This is a genomic window from Pandoraea sp. PE-S2R-1 (genome assembly GCF_002179865.1).
In the GTDB taxonomy this organism is placed as follows: Bacteria; Pseudomonadota; Gammaproteobacteria; order Burkholderiales; family Burkholderiaceae; genus Pandoraea.
In genome coordinates this window covers 254,378-273,431 of record NZ_NGUR01000015.1, presented here as the reverse complement: position 1 = coordinate 273,431, position 19,054 = coordinate 254,378, and the positions used below count along the sequence as shown (strand labels likewise).

The window sequence follows — 19,054 nt, the reverse complement described above, 5'->3', positions numbered from 1 at the left end:
CAAGCGGTTAATCACCCGTCGCTCGCACTTCCGGCGACGACATCAAACGGGCCTGTGGCTGGAACTCCTCGGCGAGGAATTCCACACAGGCCCGAACTTTTGCCGACGACGCCACGCGCGACGGATACACCGCCCACACGTTGGCGGGCTGCATCACGTCGGGCAGCACCTGTACCAGCGCGCCACGTTCGATGAGCGCGCTCACATCCCACATCGAGCGCAGCAGAATGCCTTGCCCGTCGAGCGCCCATTGCACCGCCACCTCGCCGTGATTGGTCGATAACGGCCCGGTCACTTTGAGCGACACCGCCTCGCCACGCTGCTGCAAGCGCCACATGCCGAACGGGTGATCGCGTTCCTTGATGACGATGCACGCGTGGCCGGTGAGGTCGCTCAATTGCCGGGGCGTGCCGTGTTGTTCGAGATACGCGGGCGACGCGCACAACACACGATGGTTGTCCGCGAGCTTGCGGGCGATCAGGTGCGGGGCAATCTCGTCGCCGATGCGCACGTCGAGGTCGTAGCCTTCGGCGGCCACGTCGACAATCCGGTCGAACAGATCGAGCCGCACGTTCAGTTGCGGATGCCGGGCGCGCAGCCGCGACATGGCCGGCGCGACCACGTGGCGGCCGAAGCCGAAGCTGCTCGACACCCGCAGCGTGCCGCGCGGCACCTGGCGCGTGCTCGAGACGTCTTCGATCAGGTGATTCACATCATCCAGAATCTTCTCGGCCCACGCATAGACACGCTCTCCGGCATCGGTGATGGCGACGCGCCGGGTAGAGCGGTGCAGCAGCCGGGTGCCCAGATCGGCTTCCAGCATGCCGACGCGCTTGCTCACATAGGCGGGCGAGACACCCAGCGCCTCGGCGGCAGCGGAAAAGCTCGCCCGGCGCGCGACCTGACAGAACACGCGCAGGTCGTCGAGATTGGGATGACTCGGATGATTAGGATGGGGGCTGACGGGTTTATTCACGATTCGTGGATAGTGGATTAACCGATTGGGGGATTCTATCCGGACCGGAATGGAATAATCTAGCGGCATTCGTCCTAGGCCCGGACGTTGCCAACCCTCAGGAGAGACACCCATGACCGACAAGTCCCAACGCCCCCTGCGCATTGCCGTGATTCCCGGCGACGGTATCGGCAAGGAAGTGATGCCCGAAGGCCTGCGCGTGCTCGACGCTGCGGCCAAGCGCTTCGGTATTGCGCTGGAGTACCAGCACATTGAATGGGCGAGCTGCGACTACTACGTCGAACATGGCCAGATGATGCCGGACGACTGGAAGCAGCAACTCGAAGGGGCAGACGCCATTCTGTTCGGCGCCGTGGGCTGGCCGGAGACCGTGCCCGACCATATTTCGCTGTGGGGTTCGCTGCTGAAATTCCGTCGCGAGTTCGATCAGTACATCAACCTGCGCCCGGCGCGCCTGTTCGACGGCGTACCTTCGCCGCTGGCCGGACGCAAGGCGGGCGACATCGATTTCATGATCGTGCGCGAGAACACCGAGGGCGAATATTCGTCGATCGGCGGTGTGATGTTCGAGGGCACCGAGCGTGAGTTCGTGGTGCAGGAGTCGGTGTTCACGCGCCACGGCACCGAGCGCGTGCTCAAGTTTGCCTTCGATCTGGCCCAGCAACGCCAGCGCAAGCACGTGACGGTTGCGACCAAGAGCAACGGCATTTCGATCTCGATGCCGTGGTGGGACAAGCGTGCAGCGGAAGCCGCCGGGCAGTATCCGGACGTGACGTGGGACAAGCAGCACATCGACATTCTGTGCGCGCGCTTCGTGCTCAACCCCGATCGCTTCGACGTGGTGGTGGCGTCCAACCTGTTCGGCGACATCCTGTCGGATCTGGGCCCGGCATGCACGGGCACCATCGGCATCGCGCCGTCGGGCAATCTGAACCCGGAAGGCAAATTCCCGTCGCTGTTCGAGCCGGTGCATGGCTCGGCACCGGACATCGCGGGCAAGAACATCGCCAACCCGATCGGCATGATCTGGACGGCGGCGATGATGCTCGACTTCCTCGGCAAGGGCGAAGGCCGCGCCCGTGAAGCACATGACGCGATCCTCGCCGCCGTGACGCAGGTCATCAAGGACGGCCCGCGCACCGGCGATATGGGCGGCAAAGCCAATACGACCGAGGTCGGTCAGGCGATTGCGGCGGTCGTCTCCGCAGGCTGATCCGTCGCCGACTGCGCGTTACGTGGGGCAAAGTGCCGGTTCGGGACGGCCGGCACACCGAGATTCTCGCGGAAGGTACGGCCTTCGTAATGCGTGCGGAACAGGCCGCGCCGCTGAAGCTCGGGCACCACGAGATCGACGAACGATGTGATGCCCGCCGGCGCGCTCGGAAACATGATGTTGAAGCCGTCGGCCGCGCCCGTCTCGAACCAGTGCTGGAAGTCGTCGGCAATGGACTCGGGCGTGCCGACGAGCACGCGATGGCCCCCTGCCGTGAAGCGCGTGTACAACTGGCGCACGGTCGGCTGTTCACGCCGGATCCAGTCGACCAGCAGCTTCTGGCGGCTCTTGTGGGAGTTGGTCTCCGGCACGTGCTCGGGCAGTGGCACTTTGGCATCGAACGGCAGGCTGCCGAGATCGATGCCAAGGCTCGCGTAGTTGGCGAGGGCATGTAAGGCGACGGCCGGGTCGCGGTGTTCCAGCAACGCGTCGTAAATCTCCTCGGCTTCGGCCTGCGTGCGCCCGACGATGGGCGCGACACCCGGCAGAATGAAAATATGCTCGGGGCGGCGTCCGTACTTGAGCGCCCGTGTTTTCACATCGGTATAGAAGGCGCGCGCGTCGTCGATGTCCTGCGCAGCGGTGTAAAGCAATTCGCCCGCGCGTGCGGCCAGCTCACGTCCTGCTTCGCTGGAACCCGCTTGTGCAATCACCGGCCAGCCTTGCACCGGGCGCGGCGCACTCAACGGCCCCCGCACACGGAAGTGCTTGCCGCGATGATCCAGTTTGCGCACACGCGCCGGGTCGGCCCATTGGCCGGTCGCCTTGTCGCGCGGAAAGGCATCGTCGGCATGGCTATCCCATAGCCCCGTCACGACATCGTAGAACTCGTTGGCACGTTCATAACGCAGCGCATGATCGACGTGATCGTCACGATTGAAGTTTTCCCCGCCGCCCGTCGACGTCACCAGATTCCATCCGGCGCGCCCGCCCGAAAGATGGTCGAGCGAGGCAAACGCGCGAGCCACGTTGTACGGCTCGCTGTAGGTCGTGCTTACCGAGGCGACGAGACCGATGTGTTGGGTCGCACCCGCCAGACCGGCGAGCAGGACGACCGGGTCCCAGCGCGGCGCCCCCGGGCTGTGCGCAAGCGAGACCGGATCGGTCGACATAAAGAGGTTGTCGAAGAAGAACAGCGCGTCGAAGCAGCCACGCTCCAGTTCTTGCGCGTAGTGCCGGTAGCGCGCGAAATGCAGGTGCGCGTCGGTGTCGGTATCGGGATGGCGCCAGCTGTCGCCTTGCACGCCGGAACCCGACATGTAGGCGCCCAGCCGGAGCTTGCGGGCAGGTTGACTCATGACGATTGGCGTCTCGCGCTCGGGGCTTTGGAAACGACCAAGATACTGAGCGCGGCGCGACGGCACAAACAACGAAATCCGATAAGCAAACCTGCATAAGCAAACGCGTTGCGTGCGCACTAATCATCGCAAGAATGGATGGTTGGGCGGCCAGCGCCGTCTGCATAGACTGGCCGGTCCGTCCACTCTCATCGCTGCGCTCGCGCGTGGTGCCATGTCATGACGCACTCGCCCTCCCATCTCGCTTACACCGCCCACATCGCGCCTGTCGTCCCGTCCCTTGAACGTCACACGCCTGCACCGGCTATCGCCGCACCGCTGCCGTCCCGTGCCGCGCTGATACGCGCGACGCTTGCGCAGTCGGCACGCAGCGATCTGGCGACGACGTTACGCAACCGGTGGCCCGCATGGCGTTCGCGCCTGCGTCGTGCGCTGGTGATCGGGCTGAGTGTCGCCGCGATTCTGCCGTTCACTGCTGTAGAGGCGCAGGAGAAGCCGGTGCTCGTCGTGGGCGATCAGGCTTTCAATGCGCAGAGCTTGTTCGAAGCTTCGGGTGTGCTTCGCGATGCACCGTACACAGTCGCATGGAAGCAGTTTCCGGCGGGCACGCCCGTGATCGAAGCCGTCAATGCAGGCGCGCTCGACATCGGCTTGCAAGGCGACGGCCCGGTGTTGTTCCTCGCCGCGCAGGGTGCGCCGATCAAGGTCATCGGTATCTATCGCGACAGCCCCGACAGCGTCGTGCTGCTCGCGGGGCCGCACACGCAGATCAAGACCGTGGAGGATCTCAAGGGCAAGACGGTGGCCATCACGCGCGGCGGCTGGTCGCAGCAACTGGTGCAGGCGGCGCTCACGTCGGCCGGGTTGCCGCTCGACGCCGTGAAATATTCGTATCTGGCGTCGGTCGATTCGGCGGCGGCATTGCAGGCAGGCAAGGTGGATGCCACCGCCACATGGGAGCCGTACGTGTCGCGTTTGCGGCAAGCGGGGGCTCGCACGGTGGTGACGGCGCGTGGGCTGATCGCTGCACAGAGTTATCTGTCGACTACGGAGAAGGTCATCGAGACGAAGCGCGAGTTGCTGGGTGACTTCGTGCAGCGTTATCAACGGGCACGCGACTGGTCGCTCGCCGATTCGCGTCACATCGATCGCTATGCCGACGTGTGGGCGGCCAAGTCGCGCATCGATCCCAAGCTTGCCCATCAGTGGTTCAGCACGTCGCGCGTTCGCTACGAGCCGCTCACTGAAGCGTCAATCGCCGAGGCGCAGAAGAGTGTCGACGATTTCGTGAAGACCGGCACGCTTGCCAAGGGCTTCGACGTGCGGGGGCTGTTCGATCCGTCGTTCAACAAGTTCACGCAGGCGGCACGCTAAGGCCCGCATCGTTCTCGTGCGCTCGTTACAATGCTCGCCTGCGTGCGGGCATTGTCGCTCGCGTTTGCATGGGGAAATGCGTGACAGCCAAGGCTCGTTCCAACCACACCGCCGCTGATACCTCCGGTCTTTGCCGCCACGTCGTCATCATTGCCTTCGAAGGCGTGGAAGCCATTGACGTCGCCGGGCCGGCCAGCGCCTTCGCCAAGGCTTCGCTCGCGGTGCCGGGGGCCTATCGCATCTCCATCGCCTCGCCACACGGCGGCAATGTGCACACCAGTGCCGGGTTGTCGCTTGCCGACACGCTGGCACTGTCGACGCTTGGCGGCACCCTCCGTCCCGATGATCCGATCGACACGATCATCGTCGCCGGTGGCGAAGAGGCCGCGCTACGTCGTGCCATTCTTGACGATGGTGCTGCTGAATGGATGGCGCAGGCCGCGCAACAGGCGCGTCGCGTGGCGAGCGTGTGCACGGGGGCATTCGTGCTGATGGCGGCGGGGCTGCTCGACGCGCGGCAATCGACGACGCACTGGCGCGCTTGCGACCGTCTCGAATCCATGTGCACCGGCACGCAGGTGCAGCGCGACCGCGTGTTCGTGCGCGACGGCAATGTCTGGACATCAGGCGGCGTCACTACCGGGATCGATATGGCGTTGGGCATGATCGAAGCCGATCTCGGTCGCACGGTGGCGATGGATATTGCCCGCGACCTCGCGCTGTTTGTCGTACGCGGGGGAGCCGAGTCGCAAGTCAGCCGTTCGCTGACGCTGCAAAGCGGTGCGTCATCGCCGGTGCGCGATGTGATCGCGTGGATTGAAAGCCACCTCGACGGCGATTTGTCCGTCGATGCGCTTGCCGCTGTCGCCCGCATGAGTCCGCGTAATTTCTCGCGGGCATTTTCAAGAGAGGCAGGCACGTCCCCTGCGCGATACGTCACACGTTCGCGCGTGGACTTCGCCGCGTCGTTATTGCGTCAGACGACGTGGACGCAGGAGCGTGTGGCGCAACGCAGTGGTTTCCAAAGCGTCGATGCGCTGCAACGTGCGTTTCGCGCGACGTTCGGCACGTCGATGGCCGACTATCGCCGCGAGGCATAACGGGGGCGGCTAGCGCGACGGCGGAACATACTCCATCGCGAGTTCCACGATATCGCGCTCGGCAGCGCCGTAGCGTTGCTCAATGTCATGGAGTGATTGCCCGAACTGGGTCATCGCGTCGCGGTTCGGCGGCAACGCCAGCGGGCGTGCAGCACTGGGGCGTAGCGCTGTCGTCACGAGGGTCAGGCCGCTGGCGAGCCGCACTCGGTCGGTGCTGTGCGTCGAGGCGGGGGTTGCCATGACGGTTGTGCGCCAAGTGCGCGACCACGCATCCGCGGTCAGCGCGAGCGCGATATCGTCGACCCCGTCAGCGACGGGAATGGCTAGCGTTTCATGTCGCCACACACTCACGGCGTTGCTTGCCACCGTCCACAAACGTCGGGCGTTCAATTTAAAACCCGCGCTCACATGTTGGGCCGACCAGTCGGTTGCGCCAAGCGATCGTGCCACGTCGAGCGCGCGGTCGCGGCCAGCGATTCCCTCAACGAGTGCAAGCGCAAGCGGCACGGATGCACTGACGCCAGTTGTCGTGACGATGCCGTTGTCGTGCAGATATCTCACGTCGGGCACATAGCGAGCCGAAGGGTTGGCGTCACGCAGGTCGCTGCGGTCGTACCAGTGGCCGGTGAACCGACGCCCTTTCAACAGCCCTGCCTGATTCAATACACGCGCGCCGGAGCAGATGCCCACGATCATCGCGCCATGCGAAGCCTGCTGTTGCAGCCAATGGAGAATGCGCGGGTCGTTGTCGGCATGCATGGCGGGCACGATCACGATATCGGCACCGGCTGGATGCCGGGCGTCGAAGTCAGCGAAGGTGGTGTCGGGCACGACACGCAATGCAGGCATCAACGTGATATCGCCATCATCGACGGCCACCGCCTGCACATTCTTGATTCCCGCACGTTTGAGTACGCCGTAGGGGACGAGGAAGTCGGTGGTTTCCGTGCCTTCGTTTAATGCGATGACGGCAATGACCGGATCGCGTGGCCGTTTCGACAAAGCGTCTTGAAGATCGCGCTGTGCGATGACAGCGGCATCCCGGTCGCCCGTGTCCGTGGCGGCAGGGGCAGTGTGCGAGAGCACGAGCGCGAGCAGGGAGCAGAAGATTACGCGAAGGCAGGGCATCGACGTTTCAGGCGAAAGAAAGACGCCTAGCGTAGCGACGCGTCGATCTTCCCCGCAATGACAGCGATGCCGCAGATTCTGCCAACCCGGCTACGCGCTCGCCCGCTTTGCGGCGGTCAATGCGCCGAATGCACGCGGACGGGGTGCATCCACCCGTTCACGCAACAACGCCACGGCACGTTGCGCGCGCGCCGATAACGCCCACTCTGCACGATGAATCAGCCATAACGTATCGACCACGGGCGGCCCGCAATCGACCACACGAATGGCGTCCTGCGAGGCGAACGCCTGTCGTGCGTACTGCGGAATCACGGTGAAGCCCAGCCCGCGCGCGACATATTCCAGAATCAGGCTGATTTGGTTCGTGCACCCATGGCTCGGCAAGCTGCGCACGCCCGGATTGCCCGGAAAGCGGCGGCTGAGCAAACGCGTCGACATCGCTTCGCCGTCGGGGTGGTCGATGTAGCCGATGCGCTTGAGATCTTCCCACTTGTGGACGTCGTCACCGGCAGGTACCACGAGTTCCAACGGTTCCTGCGTGAAGGGCGTGGCGGCAAGGCGCGGATCGTCAGGGCGCAGCGTGACGAGGCCCAGTTCGAAGTGGTTTTGCAGCACGCCTTCGAGCACTTCCCGGTCGGGCGCGAAGCGATGCCGTACCGCCATCGAGGGGGTGGCCTGCTGCATGTCGAGCAGGATCGGGCACAGATACAACCCGATGCTGCCCGGTGTGATGAGCGTGATTTCGCCGCAGTCGGCATTGGCGTCGTCGAGCCGCGAGCGCAGGTGCCGGCTGGCGCATTCGACTTCCGCGCAGTAGGCGAGCATCGCGTGTCCCGCAGGGGTGAGCTCGATCGCGCGCGGACGCCGCACCAGCAGCGGTCCGAATTCGTCTTCGAGATGCTTCACGTGCTGGCTGACGGCGGCCTGTGTGAGGCCCAGCCGGTCGGCGGCGCGAGTGAAATTGCCCAGCTCCGCAAGTGTCGCGAAGGACTTGAGCCATTGAGGGTTGACCATAATGAACTGTTATCAACTTGATAATCGGCAGATGGTTTTCATTATAGCGACGACGGGCTACCATTGCTTGCGTCGGCTAACCCCGCCGAGGTGCAGGCCCCGGGATGCGATTCCTGAGTTGTCGATTCCCCGCTGGCCGCGCCGCTTTCCCCTCACACCGCAGAGCACACCATGTCCGCCTTGTTTTCCCCGTTTGAATTGAAAAGCGTCAAGCTGCGCAACCGCGTAGCGATTCCCCCGATGTGTCAGTACAGCGCCGTCGACGGCGTGACCAACGACTGGCACCTCGCCCACTACGCCGGACTCGCCCGTGGCGGCGCCGGGCTCGTGATCGTCGAGGCCACGGCCGTGTCGCCGGAAGGCCGCATCAGCCCGGGATGTACTGGCCTGTGGAACGACGAACAAGCGCAAGGCATGGCGCGCATCGCGTCGGCCATCAAGGCGCACGGTGCCGTGCCCGGCATCCAGATTGCCCACGCAGGCCGCAAGGCCAGCGCCAACCGCCCGTGGGAAGGCGACGATCACATTCTCGAAGACGACCCGCGTGGCTGGCCGACGATTTCGCCGTCCGCCGTGGCGTTCGGCGGCCATCTCGGCAAAGTGCCTAAAGCGATGACGCTGGACGACATCGCCCGCGTGAAGGCCGATTTCGTCGCAGCCGCACGTCGTGCACTGGCCGCCGGTTTCGAATGGCTGGAATTGCATTTCGCCCACGGTTATCTCGCACAGAGCTTCTTCTCGCTGCACGCCAATCATCGTGAAGATGCCTACGGCGGCGATCTCGCCGGCCGTAGCCGCTTCCTGCTCGAGACGCTCGCGGCCGTGCGCGAAGTGTGGCCCGAACACCTGCCGCTGACCGCTCGTTTCGGCGTTCTCGAATACGATGGCCGCGACGAAGAGACGCTGGCCGAGTCGATTACCTTGACGCGTCAGATGCGTGAGGGCGGCCTCGATCTGCTCAACGTGAGCGTCGGTTTCTCGACCCCGGCAGCAAAGATTCCTTGGGGTTCGGCATTCCTCGCGCCGATTGCCGAGCGTGTGAAGCAGGAAGCCGGCATTGCCGTGGCGTCGTCGTGGGGCATTGACGATCCGCATGCGGCCGAGCGCGTGGTGGCCAGTGGTCAGATGGATCTGGTGATGATCGGGCGGGCGCTGCTCGCCAACCCGCATTGGCCGTATTACGCCGCGCGCGAACTCGATGTGTCGCGTCCGTCGTGGGTGTTGCCCGCACCGTACGCGCACTGGCTCGAACGCTATCAGGTGCAACGCGCGGCCTAAGCGTTTCGCTTCGCAAGCATGAAAAAACCCCCGCACGTCAAACGACGCGCGGGGGTTTTTCGTTGAGCGTGTCGCGATCAGTCGCGCGCGAACGGCAGTTTCACCTCTGCCGGAATCGGGCAGACGTACGGGCGGCCTTGGCGGCGCTCGTGCAATTCGGCTTTGGCCTTGGCGAGCGTCTCCGGAGAGCGGAACAGATCGAGTGCCGACGCGGCGAGCGTTTTCGCCGCGAGCAACATGCCCTTGTGCGCCAGCGTGCTCTTGCCCTGCGCCACCAGTTGCCACGAGTGGAACGGCGTGCCGAAGGCATAGCAGGTCGTGAAGCACTGCGCCGTCGGCGTGATCCAGCTCACGTCGCCCACATCGGTCGAACCGTGCAGCGTCGGCTCATTGCCCGCTTGAAACAATGCCACGTGATCGAACAACGGCTTCGGATTTCGCCATGCCTGACCGAGCGTACGCGTGGCGCCTTCAATGTCTTCCGGTGACAGCGAACTGTCTTGCACACTGCGTGCATAGGCGAGTTCGTCTTCGTCGTATTGGGGCGCGCCGAACGTCTCCAGATTGCGATAGACGATGTCGTTGAGCACGCTGTTCTGCACGAGGTTCGAACATGCCTTGTCGAATACGACGTCGACCGTGCAGCCGGTCATCAAGGCGGCACCGTTGGCGATGTTCTTCACGCGCTCGAACAGCTCCGATGCCTGATCGTTGCGCGGTGCGCGCACAAGGTACAGCACTTCGGCATTGGCCTGCACCACGTTCGGCGACGTGCCGCCCGTGTTTGTCACTGCGTAATGCACGCGCGCGTCGGGCAGCATGTGTTCGCGCATGTAGTTCACGCCGACGTTCATCAACTCCACGGCGTCGAGCGCGCTGCGGCCAAGATGCGGCGACGCGGCGGCGTGCGACGCCTTGCCGTGAAAGCGGAAGTACGCTTGCACGTTTGCCAGCGAGCGCCCGTTGAACACGCCGTTATGCACGGCCGGGTGCCACGACAACGCCGCGTCGAGATCGTCGAACAACCCGGCGCGCGCCATGAACGTTTTTCCCGAACCGCCTTCTTCTGCGGGGCAGCCGTAGAAGCGCACGGTGCCCGGTTGTCCGGTCGCGTCCAGATGCGCTTTGACGGCGGCCGCGGCCAGGTGGGCGGCGGTGCCCAGCAGATGGTGGCCGCAGCCGTGCCCGTTGCCGTTGCCGATTTCTGCCGACGGCTGGCATTGCAGCGCACCGGCTTCCTGACTCAGCCCGGAGAGCGCATCGTATTCACCGAGAATGCCGATGATCGGGCCGCCGTCGCCGGCTTCGGCGATGAAGGCCGTGGGAATGCCGGCGACGCCGCGCGTCACGTGAAAACCGGCGGCTTCGAGCACTTCGATGTGCAACTCGCTCGATGCGAATTCTTCGTAGCGCAGTTCCGCGAGGTTCCAGATCTTGTCGGCGAGTTCGGTGAATTGCGGGGTGTGCTGCTCGATGTAGTCGAGCGGGGAAGCGATGTCAGACATGGAGTCCTCCTGATGGATTAAGCCAGCGTGCGCTCAGAACTTCTGACGCATGCCGAGGGCGAAGACGACGGGATTGATACCGGGGGTGCTGAGCGGATCGGCACCGAACGAGAGTGACGATTGCCCGTAATTGCGAAAGCCGCCCACGCGGGCATAGAGACCGGTGAGCTTCGAGAACTGGTAGTCGTAGCCGAGCAACGCGCCGACGGCGTGATCGACTTTGCCCGCCACGTTGCGATAGATGACGCCGGCGCGTACCACGTGCGGCCCGCGCTGCCAGACCATGCCCAGCGAGTAGACCTGCGCCATGAAGGTGCCTGGGCCATTCGGACGCGTGAGTACATAGCTCGCCGAGCCCATCGTTTCGCCGAACTGATACGTGGCGCTGAGCATGTAGGCGTCGGTGCGCGGGCCATTGAGCGGCGCACCCGGCGTCGTGCTGGTGCTCGTGTTGGCCCATACGGCGTTGTACGAGCCGGAGAGCATCAGCGGGCCGCGTCCGTAATTCACCACCGTGCCGATGTTGCTGGCGTTCGGGCTGGAACCCGCGACGTTGCGCGACGCGTAGAGCACCGTCGCGTTGAGGCCTGCGATGTCGGGCGTCTCGTAGCTGATGGCGTTGTCCACGCGGGCCTGAATCGACGCCGCACCGGGACCGAGATCGGAGACGACGAGCGCACTCGTGGCATACGGCGAGAGTTGCCCGACCGACACGAACGGATCGATGCCTTCCGGGCCGATGGCCGGATATTGCTTGCCGAACTTGATCGTGCCCCACTCGACGGACGACAAGGAGACGTTGGCTTCGCGGTTGTAGAAGGCGCTGCTGCTTTGCTGTTTTCCGCTCATCAGATCGAAGCCGCTTTCCAGCCGGAACGCGGCGCGCATGCCGCCGCCAAGGTCTTCCGAACCGGTGATGCCCCAGCGCGATGTGGACGCCCCGCCCGAGAGCAATTGCAGGTTCTCTTGTCCGCTGTTGCGCGAATACATGAGAAAGCTGTCGACGGCGCCGTAAATCTGCACGGCGGCACCGGCGGGCGTCGCTGCGGTGATGCCGGCACCGGCGAGGGCCAGCGCGAGCGAATATCGTTTTTTCATGTCTCTCTGAATCTTGTCGTTGGTCTGTCTTGCCAGATGCGCGACGCGACCGCGGCGGCCGATGCACGAAATCGCGAGCGTGCAGAGCCCCGGGCCGCGCGCCGGAGCGGCGGCCTGTCGGTACAACGTCGAGTGCGAGAAGTACGGGAAGTGCGAGAAGCGAGAAGCCGGGCGAGCCCGTGAGGCGGCTAGGCCTTGTGTGCCGCTGCCGACGTGGCCGGTGCCACGGCATCGGCCGGGCGTTCAGGGAAGCACCACAGCGCGATCTGGCTCACCACGCCGCAGGCGAGCAGATACCACGCGGGCGACATGGCGTCGCCGGTACGGTGCAGCAGCCACGTCACGTTGAACTGCGCGAAGCCGCCGAAGATCGTCACGCCGAAGCTGTAGATCATCGCGAGCGCCGTGGCGCGCACGCGGCGCGGAAACGCTTCCATGATCAGCAGGAAGTACGAGCCGGTACCGAGCGATGCAATGCCCATGACGACCGTCACGATGCCGATCATGAGCGGCACGGAAGGCGCCGTCGTCAGCCACTTGAACGCCGGATACACGCACAGCAGCGTGATCAGCGAAGTGACGATCACCACCGGCTTGCGACGCGCCACGCGATCGGTGATCCAAAGGCCCGACACGAGCGACGACACCATGATGATGGCGCCCGAGGCACATCCCGCGAGGAACGACGTGGCCACCGGCAGGTGCAGCGTGCGCACGCCGTAAGCGGGCATGAAGAACACGATGATGTAGAGCATGGTCGTGCCGCCGACGAGCAGCAACGTGCCGAGCAGCACGCGCCCGAGGTAGTGGCGCACGATCTCGCCCACAGCGCTTTGCTCGCGCTCGGGGGCTTCGAACGTCTCGTCGAGATTACGACGGATATACATGCCGACCGGACCGACCATCAGGCCGAGGATGAACGGCACGCGCCAGCCCCAGCTCTCCAGCGACGCGGGGGTGAGCAGCGACGAGAGCAATGCTCCCGAGAGCGCACCAAGCAGCGCAGCAGCACCCTGACTGACCATCTGCCAGCACACCATGAAGCCGCGCCGCGACGCCGGACCCGATTCCATCAGGAACGTCGTCGACGCGCCGATTTCGCCCCCGGCGGAAAGTCCCTGCAACAGCCGCCCGAACACGATCAGCACGGGGGCGATCACGCCGATGCTGGCGTAGCTCGGCGTGAGTGCGATCAGCGCCGTGCCGACCATCATCAGTGCGATGGTGAGCGAGAGTGCGGCGCGACGGCCCGCACGGTCGGCATAGTTGCCGATGAGAATGCCGCCGAGCGGGCGCATGACGAAGCCCACACCGAACGTTGCCATCGCGAGCAGCAGCGGGCCGGTACCGGAGCCCACAGGGAAGAAGTTCTTGCCGATGATGCCCGCAAAGAAGCTGAACACCGTGAAGTCGAACATCTCCAGACCGTTGCCGACCGACGTGGCGACGATGGTGCGGCGGCGTGACGCACGGTTAGCGCGGTCAGCGTGCGAGGCGGCATCGCTCGTCGCGGACGGCGACGAACTCACCGCATGTCCCGATGGCGGGGGCGAACTGGCAAGCGCGCCATTGAGGGGCGGGGCGGCGTTAGGCGTCATACGGGTTGTCTCCATGCATTGGGGGTGTCGTTCTGTCCATGCGCACGCATGCGACGATTCGGGCCGATAGTAATCAAGCCGTAATAATCCCGATACGCATAAATTCTTATCCTGATAACATCCATTTATCAGTGATAACCCTTGATATGTAGCGATGAAACTCCACCAATTGCGCGCCCTCGTGGCCGTTGCCAACACGGGCAGCATTCACGAAGCGGCCCGCACGCTGCACGTCACGCAACCGGCCGTCACGCGTGCGTTACGTGATCTCGAAACCGAAGTGGGGTTGATGTTGATCGTGCGCAGTTCGACCGGGGTGTCGCTCACGCATGAGGGGCGCGCGCTGCTTCAGCGGGCCGAGTTGATCGTCAATGAGATGACGCGCACGGAGGCGGAGATGACCCGCCTGCGCGATACCCGGCAGGGACGGGTTGCCATCGGCGTAACGCCGCTCTCGGCAATCACCGTGTTGCCCAAGGCGTACAACCGATTTCGTCAGACGATGCCCGACGTGACGCTCGAATTCTCGGAGTTCAGTGCGTCGCAACTGGTGGAGCAGTTGAAGAGCGGCGCGCTGGATTTTGCGCTGGGCTCTGGCGTGGATGCGCGTGAATTTGCGACTGTGCGTGCGGTGCATCTGGCGACGTTTCCGATGTGGTTTTCGGTGGCGCGGCGGGGGCAACTGGCGAATGCCACCTCGCTTGCCGACTTGCAGGATGCCGAATGGCTGCACACGGCACCTTCAAGCGAATTTCAGGCATTCCTCACGGAGCTGTTTGCCCGGCAGGGGCTCGCGCCGCCACGCCGTATTACGCGCTGCGCGTCGCAGACGCTCTTCTACAGTCTGGCCGTCAACAGCAACGTTGTGACGTCGTGGACGCACCTTGCGCTGCGCACCGAAGGCGCGGCCGAAGAGCTCAAGACGCTTGATCTGCTGGAGCAGCCGCCCGCCCGCAAACTCTTCCTGCTGTTCCGCGACAGCGCGATTCTCACCGCGCCCGCTGAATACTTCGTGCGGTGTATCGAAGATGCGGTGAAGGCGGAGCAGGGCACGCGAGGGGCGCGCAAGGGGACGGCGTCGTAGGACAAGACCTCGACGCCCAGCGCACCGCCTTACCGCATGATCACCAGTTGATGTCGACGCAGAGCACTTGCAGGCCCTGCTTCGCCGGGGTGGCGATGGAGGCGGTCACGCAGAGGTGCGCCTCGTTGATCGACAGATACGGCGGCGTGAAATGCACTTCGCCGGGTTCGCGCATCGCCTGAATGAAGTACGGGCGCCGCGCCCAGTTCGCGCCTTGCGAGTGCAGCAGCGGACGGAAGCGCTTCGCACGTTGCGACGAATGGTTGATCGGCAGCACGTTGTCGCCGATCTGGCGGCCTGCCGCGTCGAGCAGAAAGCAGCGTGCCGCGTCGGGCAGCGCCAGCAAATCGTGCGACGCCTCGATGATGTCCGTGCCCTGCGCGATACGCGCGGCGGCCGCTTCGATACCTGCCACATACGGTGCGAGGCGCGCGTGTTCGGCACGCTCGCGTTCCACCAACTGCGTGCGTAGCGCGGCCGACAGCGCATCCATGCGCTCGGCAGCGACCTTCGAGGGGACCGGATCGACATCCGGCGCAGCGAAATACTGACCCTGCACGAAGTCGACGTTGCACTCCAGCGCAATCAACGCTTCGCGGTCGGTCGTCAGCCCGCCCATCATCACCAGTTGTCCCGATTCGTGCAGCAGCGACACCAGCCCGGGGAGCACCCGCGCCAGATGCGACTGCTCGGTAGCTTGCGCGAGAATGCCGCGATCGAGCACCACGATGTCGGGGCGCAGATCCCACACCCGGTCGATATTCGAATGCTTGGCGCCGAAGCCGCCCAGCGCGATCACGAAGCCTGCCTTACGCAGGCTGCCGACGATGGCGCCGAAGCGCGGCGTGTCGCCGCCCGCCTGCTCGGGCACTTCGAGCACCACGCGTTGCGGCGAGAGCCCGATGGCCTTGAGCGTTGCGATGAGCGCGTCGCCGTAGACCGTGTCCATCAGCGCGGCCGGATGCAGGTTCAGGAAGAGCCAGGCATCACGGCTGTCGAATTCATGGAAGTTGCCCAGATGCAGCGATTCGGCGAGGCGGCCGAGTTCGAGCATGTCGCCATGACGGGCCGCGAGCGTGAAGACCTCATGCGACGGCACGTGACGGCCTTGCGCGTCATGCGCACGCAGCGACGCGTGATAACCGATGGCGCGGCGGTGCGACACCGAGAAGACCGGCTGGAAGACGCTGCAAATGGTGAAGTCGCCGTAAATGACGATACGGCGGCCGTCGTCCGCCGCCGTGAGGCGGGGCGGCAACAAACCGGGGGCGTCGAGGTCGATCATGCTCATGGTGTGGACAGGCACGGGGGCGGCAATGTTGTTTACAGAATAGGTGAGCAAGAACCGTGCTCAAAGGCGCAGGGGCGGCGCCGGCGCTATTGTCCGTGATTTTCGGGCGCCAATGGGCTGCATCACGCGGGTATCGCACCAGTGTGTGGCGGGTTCGCACCATGTTGGGGCGGGAAGCGAAAGCCTCGGCCTTCCCGCCAGCCCCATCAAAGCCGCGCCTTTTGCTCAGGGCTGAAGCACTTGCGCCCGCCGCGCCACCCGCGCGAGCAGCAGCGCGCAGATCACATTGAACAGATGGAGTCCGCCGGGGCCGACCAGCGTCATGACGAGCGACGCGATCATCGGTCCGAGAATGCCGCCGACGGAAAACAGGATCAGCAACGTGGCGCTGACCACCACGCGTTGCTCGGGCGCCGTGCGATCGTTCACATGAGAGACGATCAGGCCGTACTGCGTGAAATTGGCGGCGGAGAACAAAAACATCAGCAGGAACACGAGCCAGTGCGCCTGAATGAAGATCAGGGGCGCGCAGAACGCGGCGGAGGCGAGCGCCAGCCGGCGCGACAGTGTGCGCCGGTCCATGCGGTCGGAGAGCCGGCCGAAGGGCCATTGCATGAGCAGGGCACCGAACAGTGCCACGCCCATCAGCGTGGACAGGCTGCCGATCGACAGGCCGATGCGCGTCAGATAGATCGGCACGATGGCGTAGAACGCGCTGTACAGAAAGCCCGCGAGAATACAGCCCGGAATAGCGATCGGCGTCGCGCGGGCCATCTCGGTGATGCCGTCGAACAGGCTCATGGCCGGCTGCTTGACGAGGCGCTCATCGGCCACACGCGTGGGCCAGCCCTGCATCAGCGTGATGGGCAGAATGGAGGCCACAAACAGACCCGCGACCAGCAACAGTTGCCCTTCGCTACCGGCTTCGCCGACGTTGAGCAGAAATTGTCCGGCGCCCACGGCCAGATAGTTGATCGTGAGGTACGAGCCGAACACGCGCCCGCGCATGGTGTTGGGTACCGACCCGTTGAGCCAGCTCTCCACCGTGGTGTACACGCCCATGAGCGCGAGCCCGGTGCCGAGGCGGAACAGGCAGAGCATGAGCGTGGTTTCGCTCACGGCGAAGCCCATGACGAACAGCGCGGCCAATGCGGTGAAGGCGACGAACGCGCGATGCTGGCCGATGCGCTCGATGAGCGAGCGGTTGTAGAACGCGCCGAGCAGAAAGCCGCCGTAGTAGCACGACTGGATCACGCCGACAGTAAACGTCGACGCGCCGTAGTGCAGTGCATGGAAGGGAATCGATGTGGCGAACAGCCCGTTGCCGACGACCAGCACGCCGTAGGCGAGCAGAATGCCCATGAGCGCCGGATAGACGCTGATGGGCAGCGGCACGGCATCAGCCGGAGCCGGACCGGGCGCAGGCGACGGCGCACCGAGCAGGGCACCTTCGGAGAGGGGGCCCCGGCGATCGGGTTCGTCTTCAGGCAAAGAGGTGTCGAGCGACGGATCTCGCTGCATCGTGTCTCGTGGGCAGGTGAGCGATACCCTGAATCATCGCACGAGATCACCCGCGTCGACCCTGCCCGGCATCAAACACCATGCGCAAAGCGTGCCCCGCGAAGGGCACGCTTTGTCGTTGCGGCGACGACTCGGTGCGTCTCAATGCTCGGCAATACCCGCGCCGTGCCACACATGCTGGCGTCGCTTCTTGCTGGCAATCCACGCGGCCGACAGCGCACTGATCAGCCCCGCACACAGCACGTAGATACAGATCAGCCACGGCTCGCCGCCGTTCTTCTGCAACAGATAGGTGGCGATAATCGGGCTCAGGCCGCTCGCGAAGATTCCCGAGAACTGGTAGACGAACGAGATGCCGGTGTAGCGCACCCGCGCGTCGAACAGTTCCGAGAACAGCGCAGCTTCGGGGCCGTACACCGAGGCGTAGATGACGCCCAGCGGAATCACGATGGCGAGCCACACGAGAAACACATTGCCGCCGCTAGACTTCATCAGCCAGAAACCGGCAAACGACGACAGACCCGTGAGCAGCGAGCCCCAGAAGTAGATACGCGTGCGGCCGACGCGGTCCGAGAGTTTGCCGAAGAACGGAATCGTAAAGATCATCACGAACGCGGCGGCCATCACCCCCATGAGCGCTTCGGTCTGCGAGAGCTTTAGCGTCTGCGTCAGATAGGCAATCGAGAACACGCCGAAAATGTTGAAGAACACCCCGTCGATGAAGCGCGCGCCCATGCCGGCGAGCACGTTGCCCGGGCTCTTGGTCAGCACTTCGGCAATCGGAATCTTGATCTCGGCACCGGCCTTCTTGATCTTCGAGAACTCGGGCGTCTCCATCACGTTCAGGCGGATGTACATGCCGATGGCGACCAGCCCGACCGACAGGAAGAACGCCACACGCCAGCCCCATGCGAGAAACTGCGCGTTGGTGAGCGTGTACGACAGCAACGCCACCACACCCGACGCAAGGCACAGCCCGAGCGCCAGCCCGACCTGCGGAATGCTCGCGTAATAGCCGCGCTTCTCTTTGGGCGCGTATTCGAACGCCATGAGCACTGCGCCGCCCCATTCGCCACCGAGCCCGATGCCTTGCAGCACGCGCAGAAAAAGCAGCAGACACGGCGCCCATAGTCCGATCTGCGCGAACGTGGGCACCAGCCCGATGAGCATGGTTGCCACGCCCATGATCGAGAGCGTCATCACGAGCATGCTCTTGCGTCCGAGCTTGTCGCCGAAGTGGCCGAAGATCACGCCGCCGAGCGGCCGGCTCAGAAAGCCCACCGCGAACGTGCCGTAGGCGAGCATGGTCGAGACCAGCGGGTCGCCGCTCGGGAAATACAGTTTGTTGAAGACGATGCCGGCGACGACGCCGTACAGGAAAAAGTCATACCACTCGATGGTGGCGCCGATCAGGCTGGCGACGACGACACGGCGCATCTGCCGGGCGTCGGTCTGAGTCGATGCATTCATGGTTGTCTCCGAATCTTTTAATGATGTGTGCCGTCTTTACTGCCAA

General features: G+C 64.4%; 15 protein-coding genes. 5 read left to right on the top strand and 10 right to left on the bottom strand.

The features are described from left to right. Positions 1 to 7 precede the first annotated feature (7 nt). Positions 8 to 976 carry a LysR substrate-binding domain-containing protein gene (locus tag CDV44_RS18620; protein WP_087689525.1) on the bottom strand — a complete coding sequence of 323 codons (969 nt, stop codon included), beginning with the start codon at positions 974 to 976 and terminating at the stop codon, positions 8 to 10. A gap of 112 nt (positions 977 to 1,088) precedes the next feature. On the opposite strand from CDV44_RS18620, the gene CDV44_RS18615 reads away from it, so the two are divergent. Beyond that, positions 1,089 to 2,189, top strand: coding sequence for a tartrate dehydrogenase (locus CDV44_RS18615; protein WP_087689523.1), 1,101 nt, complete (start codon positions 1,089 to 1,091; stop codon positions 2,187 to 2,189). Here the strand turns inward: CDV44_RS18615 and CDV44_RS18610 are convergent. Continuing rightward, positions 2,156 to 3,547 carry an LLM class flavin-dependent oxidoreductase gene (locus CDV44_RS18610; protein WP_087689521.1) on the bottom strand — a complete coding sequence of 464 codons (1,392 nt, stop codon included), beginning with the start codon at positions 3,545 to 3,547 and terminating at the stop codon, positions 2,156 to 2,158. The genes CDV44_RS18615 and CDV44_RS18610 overlap by 34 nt on opposite strands. 219 nt (positions 3,548 to 3,766) lie before the next feature. Here CDV44_RS18610 and CDV44_RS18605 point away from each other — a divergent pair, with 219 nt between their 5' ends. After that, positions 3,767 to 4,921, top strand: a complete 1,155-nt coding sequence (locus CDV44_RS18605) for an ABC transporter substrate-binding protein (protein WP_087689519.1) — start codon at positions 3,767 to 3,769, stop codon at positions 4,919 to 4,921. A gap of 80 nt (positions 4,922 to 5,001) precedes the next feature. Further along, positions 5,002 to 6,021, top strand: a complete 1,020-nt coding sequence (locus tag CDV44_RS18600; RefSeq protein WP_249277619.1) for a GlxA family transcriptional regulator — start codon at positions 5,002 to 5,004, stop codon at positions 6,019 to 6,021. 9 nt (positions 6,022 to 6,030) lie between these two features. Here the strand turns inward: CDV44_RS18600 and CDV44_RS18595 are convergent, their stop codons facing one another. Beyond that, positions 6,031 to 7,149, bottom strand: a complete 1,119-nt coding sequence (locus CDV44_RS18595) for a DJ-1/PfpI family protein (RefSeq protein ID WP_087689515.1) — start codon at positions 7,147 to 7,149, stop codon at positions 6,031 to 6,033. A gap of 90 nt (positions 7,150 to 7,239) precedes the next feature. Further along, a complete protein-coding gene (locus CDV44_RS18590) occupies positions 7,240 to 8,163 on the bottom strand; it encodes a LysR family transcriptional regulator (RefSeq protein WP_087689513.1) in 924 nt (307 codons plus the stop codon). 171 nt (positions 8,164 to 8,334) lie between these two features. On the opposite strand from CDV44_RS18590, the gene CDV44_RS18585 reads away from it, so the two are divergent. Then, the gene (locus tag CDV44_RS18585; RefSeq protein ID WP_058377342.1) at positions 8,335 to 9,441 is read left to right on the top strand and encodes an NADH:flavin oxidoreductase/NADH oxidase; all 1,107 of its coding nucleotides are present in this window, start codon (positions 8,335 to 8,337) and stop codon (positions 9,439 to 9,441) included. Positions 9,442 to 9,518: 77 nt separating this feature from the next. On the opposite strand, the gene CDV44_RS18580 is transcribed toward CDV44_RS18585, so the two are convergent. The 3 genes from CDV44_RS18580 to CDV44_RS18570 form a co-directional block, all read right to left on the bottom strand. Beyond that, on the bottom strand, positions 9,519 to 10,946 hold the full coding sequence (locus tag CDV44_RS18580) for a M20 family metallopeptidase (RefSeq protein ID WP_058377343.1): 1,428 nt from the start codon (positions 10,944 to 10,946) through the stop codon (positions 9,519 to 9,521). A 33-nt stretch (positions 10,947 to 10,979) separates the two neighbouring features. Beyond that, positions 10,980 to 12,044: a porin gene (locus tag CDV44_RS18575; protein ID WP_141118763.1), complete on the bottom strand. Its 1,065-nt coding sequence runs from the start codon at positions 12,042 to 12,044 to the stop codon at positions 10,980 to 10,982. Positions 12,045 to 12,232: 188 nt separating this feature from the next. Continuing rightward, positions 12,233 to 13,642, bottom strand: coding sequence for an MFS transporter (locus tag CDV44_RS18570; protein WP_087689509.1), 1,410 nt, complete (start codon positions 13,640 to 13,642; stop codon positions 12,233 to 12,235). Between the two features lie 154 nt (positions 13,643 to 13,796). Between CDV44_RS18570 and CDV44_RS18565 the strand changes: the two genes are divergently transcribed. Continuing rightward, a complete protein-coding gene (locus CDV44_RS18565; RefSeq protein ID WP_087689507.1) occupies positions 13,797 to 14,726 on the top strand; it encodes a LysR family transcriptional regulator in 930 nt (309 codons plus the stop codon). Between the two features lie 40 nt (positions 14,727 to 14,766). Here the strand turns inward: CDV44_RS18565 and CDV44_RS18560 are convergent, their stop codons facing one another. The 3 genes from CDV44_RS18560 to CDV44_RS18550 all read right to left on the bottom strand — a co-directional run bounded on the left by CDV44_RS18560 (position 14,767) and on the right by CDV44_RS18550 (position 19,008). Further along, positions 14,767 to 16,017 carry an EAL domain-containing protein gene (locus tag CDV44_RS18560; protein ID WP_087689505.1) on the bottom strand — a complete coding sequence of 417 codons (1,251 nt, stop codon included), beginning with the start codon at positions 16,015 to 16,017 and terminating at the stop codon, positions 14,767 to 14,769. A gap of 225 nt (positions 16,018 to 16,242) precedes the next feature. After that, on the bottom strand, positions 16,243 to 17,538 hold the full coding sequence (locus tag CDV44_RS18555; protein WP_087689503.1) for an MFS transporter: 1,296 nt from the start codon (positions 17,536 to 17,538) through the stop codon (positions 16,243 to 16,245). A gap of 141 nt (positions 17,539 to 17,679) precedes the next feature. Further along, entirely contained in the window at positions 17,680 to 19,008 is a 1,329-nt protein-coding gene (locus tag CDV44_RS18550; RefSeq protein WP_058377348.1) for an MFS transporter, read from the bottom strand. Positions 19,009 to 19,054: the final 46 nt, after the last annotated feature.